Here is a 6000-nt window from a genome sequence, read left to right as displayed (position 1 = left end):
CACGCCGTTTTTCACGGGGTACCGGCCGCAGTTTTACTTTCGGACGACGGACGTGACGGGGGACGTGAAGCTGGCGCAGGGAGTGGAGATGGTGATGCCTGGGGACAATGTAAGCGTGGAAGTGAGTCTGATCACGCCGGTGGCCTTGGAGAAGGGATTGCGGTTCGCGATCCGCGAAGGCGGCCACACCGTCGGCGCCGGCGCCGTCACCGATATCATCGAGTAACCTATGTCAACCGGAGAAAAAATTCGCATTCGTTTGAAGGCTTACGATCACCGCATTCTCGATCAATCGACGCGCGAGATTGTCGAAACGGCGCGGCGCACAGGCGCGGAAGTTGCCGGACCGATTCCGCTGCCAACGGTTGTGAATCGCTGGACGGTGTTGCGTTCGCCGCACGTGGATAAGAAATCGCGCGAACAGTTTGAGATGCGTACGCACAAGCGGCTCATCGATATTCTCAGTCCGACGCCGGACACGGTGGACGCGCTGATGAAGCTCGATTTGCCGCCGGGCGTGGACGTTGAAATCAAGGCTTTCGGGCGCGAACACGCCGCAAAGTGAAAACGCGCTGTGCGCGTTTTCATCCTGAGCGAAGCCGCTAGAAGCGGCGAGCGAAGGATCTGAAGTCGGTCGTGCGAGCGAAGGATCTGCCGTTCGATAGATAAAGGGAAGAACAAGGACTATGGCAGTCAACGGAATATTGGGAATCAAGTTGGGAATGACGCAGGTCTTCGGCGAAGACGGCACGTCGATTCCATGCACTGTACTGCAAGCTGGGCCGTGCGTAGTCGTCGAGCGCCGCTCGAAAGACAAGCATGGTTACGACGCGGTGCAGTTGGGGCTCGTGGAATTTATCAAGCCGCAGCGCGTGAATAAAGCCATGACCGGGCACTTCAAAAAGGCCGGCGTTGCGCCCATGCGCTTCCTCGGAGAATTTCGGCTGGAAGAGTCGAAGGATGAAACCAAAACTGGCGACCGCGTGCTCGTCGATGGCTTCAAAGTCGGCGAGCTTGTCGACGTCGCCGGAATCAGCAAAGGCCGCGGCTTCGCCGGCGGCGTCAAGCGCTGGCATTATGCCGGAGGCGACAACACGCACGGTTCGATGTTTCATCGCGCGCCGGGTGGCATTGGGGCGAGTTCGTTTCCGTCGCGTGTCTGGAAGAACCAGCACTTTCCCGGGCATTTGGGAAACGTGCGCAAGACGTCGAAGAATTTGCGCGTCGTGAAAATTGACACGGACGAAAATCTGCTGCTCGTGCGCGGCGCAGTGCCGGGCCCCGCGGGCGCGTACATTTATATTCATAAAGCAAAGAAATCGGAATAGCGAGACGAACATGGCCGTACTGGACGTAAAAAATCTGGATGGCAAGACCGTCGGGAAGATTGATCTCGCCGACGACGTGTTTGCGGCGCGAGTGAATCCGCATGTGCTGCACGAGACGGTGCGGCATTATCTGGCTTCGCAGCGTGCCGGAACGCACAAGACCAAACAAAAGAGTGAAGTCAGCGGCTCGGGGCGCAAATTGTGGAAGCAGAAGGGCACAGGCCGCGCGCGTATTGGTTCGATCCGCTCTCCGCTGTGGCGCCATGGCGGCACAGTGCATGGCCCAGTGCCGCGCAGCTACGCGTACCGCATCCCGCGCAAAGTTTTCCTGGGCGCGCTGCGCTCCGCGCTCTCCGCGAAACTGGCGGACAAGAAATTGGTTGTGGTTGATAACTGGCAGCTCGAATCGCACAAGACCAAGCCGTTTCGCCAGACGCTGACGCGCCTTGACGACGCGAGCCGCACGCTGCTGCTGGTGAATGGCGCGGAAAACGTCAATCTCGAGCGCGCCAGCCGCAATCTGGAAGGCGTGAAGCTCGTGCGCACCACGGCCATTGAGCCTTATGACTTGCTGCGGCATGAAGCGCTGGTGCTCTCACGCGAAGCCGCTGAAAAACTGAGCCGGGGGTTGAGCGAAAGCGCACCGGCGACCGCATCGCCTGAGACGGTGCAGATTCAGCCCGCGAAAGCATCGAAGGCAGTGAAGGCTGAATCGTCGCATGGCGAAGAAAAGCACGCAGCCAAAAAGTCCGCGGCAAAGAAGGAAAAGAAGCCGGCGGCGAAGAAGCCGAGCAAGGCCAAGCCCAAAGGGAAAAAGGACTGACGATGGCGACCGAACCTTACGAAATCATTCGCCGGCCGATCATCACGGAAAAAGGCATGGGCGTGAAGGAAACGCAGCTCACTGCCGTTTTCGAAGTGGCGCGCGATGCTACGAAGACGGAGATCAAAGAAGCCGTGCAGAAGGCGTTCAAAGTAAAAGTTGCGGATGTTCGCACAGCGATTTACCACGGCAAGCTGCGGCGGCGCGGACGTTCGGAAGGGCGCCGGAGGGACTGGAAGAAGGCTTACGTCAAGCTGGCCCCGGGCGAGAAGATGATGGAATACGCGGAGAATCTCTAGCCGGAAATTTCCGGTGCAGTCGAGCCGGAGGCGAGAGGGAATTACGATGGGACTGAAATCATTTCGACCATATACGCCGGCACGGCGATTCCTCACCGTGCTCGACAACAGTGAGATCACCAAGGACACGCCTGAGAAGTCGCTGGTCGAGTCGAAGAAGCGCACGGGCGGCCGCAACGCGCACGGAGAAGTCACTTCGTGGCACCGTGGCGGCGGCCATCAGAAGAAGTATCGCGTCATCGATTACCGCCGCGACAAAACCGGCATTCCGGCGAAAGTTGCAGCCATCGAATACGACCCGAACCGCTCGGCGCGTATCGCCCTGCTGCATTATGCCGATGGCGAGAAGCGCTACATCTTGCATCCGGTCGGTCTCGAGGTCGGCATGACTGTGCAGAACGGCGCTGGCGCAGACATTCTGCCCGGCAATGCGCTGCCGATCCGCAATATTCCGCCCGGCACGATGGTGCACAACCTCGAACTCGCTCCGGGCAAGGGCGGCCAGGTCGTGCGCTCGGCGGGCGGCGCAGCGCAACTGTTGAGCAAGGAAGGCGACATTGCGCTGGTGAAACTGCCTTCGGGCGAAACGCGCAAATTCTCGCTCGATTGCATGGCCACGGTCGGGCAATTGGGAAATCTGGATCACGAAAACATCACGTATGGCAAGGCGGGAGCCACGCGATGGCGTGGTCGGAGGCCCACAGTTCGCGGCGTGGCGATGAATCCAGTGGATCATCCGCATGGCGGCGGTGAAGGCCGCGTAAAGGGCAATCATCCGCAAACGCCTTGGGGTTTTCCGACATTGGGCGCGAAGACGCGCAAAAAGAAGCCTTCTGATCGCTTGATCGTGCAGCGGCGGAAGCCTTAAACGACTTTAGTTGGCAGGAGAAGCAGAAAAAAATGAACCCGGCGCGGCGGGGAATCGAGAGCAGGACCATGAGCGCAACACGAACAACTCGCAGAGTCACGCGGCGAACCGCGCGCGCTTCCAAGCGCATACACCCCGCGGCTAAGCCGGTTCGCAAATTGAAAGTGATCGCCCCGCAGCCGCAGGTGCTGTACCGCATCTGCAAGCCGGGCTGGGCGGTCATTGTGGAGAAAACGCCGAACGCGCAGGGTACGCGTTTTGTCTGCCCGTTTTGCCCGGTTTCGCACCGTGTGCCGGGTCCGGTACGCGGATTTCGGCGCATGCGCCGCGCGCAGTGGGTGAAGCTGCGCCGCGTCGAAGAATAGCAGGAGAATCGAGGGACGATGCCACGTTCGCTGAAAAAAGGGCCGTTTATCGATGAACCCCTTCGCGAAAAAATTGAAGGGATGAACGCACGGAACGAAAAGAAGGTCGTCAAGACCTGGTCGCGGCGTTCGACGATTTTGCCCGAGATGGTCGGTCACACGATCGCCGTGCACAACGGGAAGAAGTTCATCCCCGTGTACGTCACCGAGCAGATGGTAGGACACAAGCTCGGCGAATTCGCGCCCACGCGCACGTTCAAGGGCCACGCCGTCAAAGCAGCGCTCGAAAAGGCCGCCGCCGCAGCGGGTGGCGCTCCGGGCGCGGCTCCGGCTGCGGGTGGGGCGGCTCCAGCAGGCGGCGGAGCTCCTCCGCCAAAGGCGTGACGACATTAGAGATTCGAGAATAGGAAAGACGCATGGCACCTGAAACACTGACGCACACTTCGATTGACGGCCTGGCCAACGCGCGCTTCATTCGCGTTTCGCCGCAGAAGGCTCGCTTGGTGGTCGATTTGATTCGCGGCCATCGCGCCGCCGATGCTTTGCAGACGCTGCAATTTACGAAGAAGCGCATCGCCCGCGAAATCGCCAAGGTGCTGCGCAGCGCCATCGCCAATGCGGAGCATAAGGCGGATGAAGCGGGCGAATCGCTCGACGTCGATACTCTGTATGTTTCGCGCTGCTTCGTAAACGAAGGTCCGCGCTGGAAGCGGCTGCGCACGGCGCCGATGGGCCGGGCGTTCCGCTATCAGAAACGCACCAGCCACATCGTCGTCGAAGTCGCCGAGCACGCGCGCGCGGCCGAAGATCGCGTGAAGGCTGCGGTCGCGGAGCGCGAAGCTTCGAAGGGCATCAAGGGCGCAGTGCGCAAAGCGCGCAAAACGCTCGAAGACAAGGCCAAGCAGGCGCAGAAAGCCAGGGACAAAGCGAAGAAAGGCAAGAAGTAGGAGGCTAGATTGGGTCAGAAGACGCATCCATACGGGTTTCGCCTGGGCTACAACAAAGCCTGGAAGTCGCGCTGGTTCGCCAAGCGCGAATATGCGGACTTGCTCCACGAAGATGTTCTTTTGCGCAAGGAGCTCAAGGACAAGCTGAAGTCCGCGGGCATCAATTCGATCGATATCGAGCGCGCCGCCAATAAGCTCGTCGTGCGCATCTATACGGCGCGTCCGGGAATCATCATCGGCCGCAAAGGCTCGGAGATCGACAAACTCAAGGGCGAAGTGCAGAAGCGCACCAAGCGCGAAGTGCACATCGACATTCAGGAAGTGCATCGCCCGGAGCTGGATGCTCAACTCGTGGCTGAGTCCATCGCACTGCAGCTCGAAAAGCGCGTGGCTTTTCGCCGCGCCATGCGCAAGGCCGTGGATTCCGCGCTGCGCTTCGGTTGTAAGGGAATCAAGGTGCGCGTCGCGGGCCGGCTGAATGGCGCGGAAATCGCGCGCAAGGAATGGTATTTGCAGGGCCGCCTGCCGCTGCAGACGCTTCGTGCAGACATTGATTTTGGATTCGCGCAGGCGGAAACGACCTACGGCGTGATTGGCGTGAAGTGCTGGGTCTATCAGGGCGAAAATGCGCCGGAGCGGAAACGCGCAGAAGAGCGCGCCGCTGCAGCCGCGAACGCCTGAATGGCGGCGGGAGTTTAAGGACAGCGAATTATGTTGATGCCGAAAAAAGTGAAGTACCGGAAGCAACAGCGCGGCCGGCGCTCGGGCAAATCCTGGCGCGGCGGGGCGCTGGCTTTTGGAGAGTACGGCCTGAAGGCGCTCGAACCGGCGTGGATTACCGACCGCCAGATTGAGGCTGCGCGCGTGGCCATTACGCGATTCATCAAGCGCGGCGGAAAGCTCTGGATTCGAGTTTTTCCGGACAAGCCGTTCACCAAGAAACCGGCTGAGACGCGCATGGGCAAGGGCAAAGGGCCGCCAGAACGCTGGGTCGCCGTCGTGAAGCCGGGACGCGTGATGTTTGAGATGTCCGGAGTGGATATCGCTGCGGCCACCGAGGCTATGGACTTGGCTGCGCAGAAGCTGCCTATCCGGACCAAATTCGTTACGCGTGCGGAGGAGCTCTGATGGCGGACCGCATGGAGAAGTTTCGCGAACTGAATGAGAACGAACTGCACATCCGCGAGCACGAACTCGGCGAGCAGATTTTCCACCTGCGCTTTCAGTTGACGACCGGCCAGGCCGAGAGTGTCAAGAAATTGCGCGAAGCCAGGCGCGATCTGGCGCGCGTCAAGACGCTCGTTCGCATGAAAGAGCTGGGGCGTCCGATTACAGCTCCCAAAGCGCGCGAGAAATCGGAAAAAGCAGCG

Annotated in this window: 9 protein-coding genes and 3 pseudogenes; all 12 read left to right on the top strand. The window is 60.2% G+C overall.

Going from position 1 to position 6000, the window contains the following annotated elements:
- The coding region (tuf, locus tag VGR81_02420; protein HEV2287786.1) for an elongation factor Tu at positions 1-226 on the top strand (226 nt) is incomplete at its 5' end.
- Positions 227-229: 3 nt separating this feature from the next.
- Complete coding sequence (rpsJ, locus tag VGR81_02415; protein ID HEV2287785.1) at positions 230-565, top strand: 30S ribosomal protein S10; 336 nt, start codon at positions 230-232, stop codon at positions 563-565.
- Positions 566-686: 121 nt separating this feature from the next.
- On the top strand, positions 687-1328 hold the full coding sequence (gene rplC, locus VGR81_02410; protein ID HEV2287784.1) for a 50S ribosomal protein L3: 642 nt from the start codon (positions 687-689) through the stop codon (positions 1326-1328).
- Positions 1329-1338: 10 nt separating this feature from the next.
- Positions 1339-2151: a 50S ribosomal protein L4 gene (gene rplD, locus VGR81_02405; protein ID HEV2287783.1), complete on the top strand. Its 813-nt coding sequence runs from the start codon at positions 1339-1341 to the stop codon at positions 2149-2151.
- A 2-nt stretch (positions 2152-2153) separates the two neighbouring features.
- Positions 2154-2450 (top strand): 50S ribosomal protein L23, encoded by a 297-nt coding sequence (locus VGR81_02400; protein ID HEV2287782.1) that lies wholly within the window; start codon positions 2154-2156, stop codon positions 2448-2450.
- A 46-nt stretch (positions 2451-2496) separates the two neighbouring features.
- Positions 2497-3318 carry a 50S ribosomal protein L2 gene (rplB, locus tag VGR81_02395; protein HEV2287781.1) on the top strand — a complete coding sequence of 274 codons (822 nt, stop codon included), beginning with the start codon at positions 2497-2499 and terminating at the stop codon, positions 3316-3318.
- A 68-nt stretch (positions 3319-3386) separates the two neighbouring features.
- On the top strand, positions 3387-3683 hold the full coding sequence (locus VGR81_02390) for a hypothetical protein (protein ID HEV2287780.1): 297 nt from the start codon (positions 3387-3389) through the stop codon (positions 3681-3683).
- 18 nt (positions 3684-3701) lie between these two features.
- Positions 3702-3953: pseudogene (gene rpsS / locus VGR81_02385) on the top strand (30S ribosomal protein S19).
- Between the two features lie 176 nt (positions 3954-4129).
- Positions 4130-4465, top strand: a pseudogene (gene rplV / locus VGR81_02380) (50S ribosomal protein L22).
- A gap of 174 nt (positions 4466-4639) precedes the next feature.
- The gene (rpsC, locus tag VGR81_02375) at positions 4640-5311 is read left to right on the top strand and encodes a 30S ribosomal protein S3 (GenBank protein ID HEV2287779.1); all 672 of its coding nucleotides are present in this window, start codon (positions 4640-4642) and stop codon (positions 5309-5311) included.
- Positions 5312-5341: 30 nt separating this feature from the next.
- Positions 5342-5758 carry a 50S ribosomal protein L16 gene (gene rplP / locus VGR81_02370; protein HEV2287778.1) on the top strand — a complete coding sequence of 139 codons (417 nt, stop codon included), beginning with the start codon at positions 5342-5344 and terminating at the stop codon, positions 5756-5758.
- Positions 5758-5946 (top strand): annotated as a pseudogene (gene rpmC, locus VGR81_02365) (50S ribosomal protein L29). Before rplP ends, rpmC begins: the two are co-directional and overlap by 1 nt.
- The last annotated feature ends 54 nt before the right edge of the window (positions 5947-6000 follow it).

This window comes from Candidatus Acidiferrales bacterium (assembly GCA_035934015.1).
Taxonomy (GTDB): domain Bacteria; phylum Acidobacteriota; class Terriglobia; order Acidiferrales; family UBA7541; genus DAHUXN01.
The sequence above is the reverse complement of the archived record's forward strand: the minus strand, read 5'-3'. Positions and strand labels throughout refer to the sequence as shown.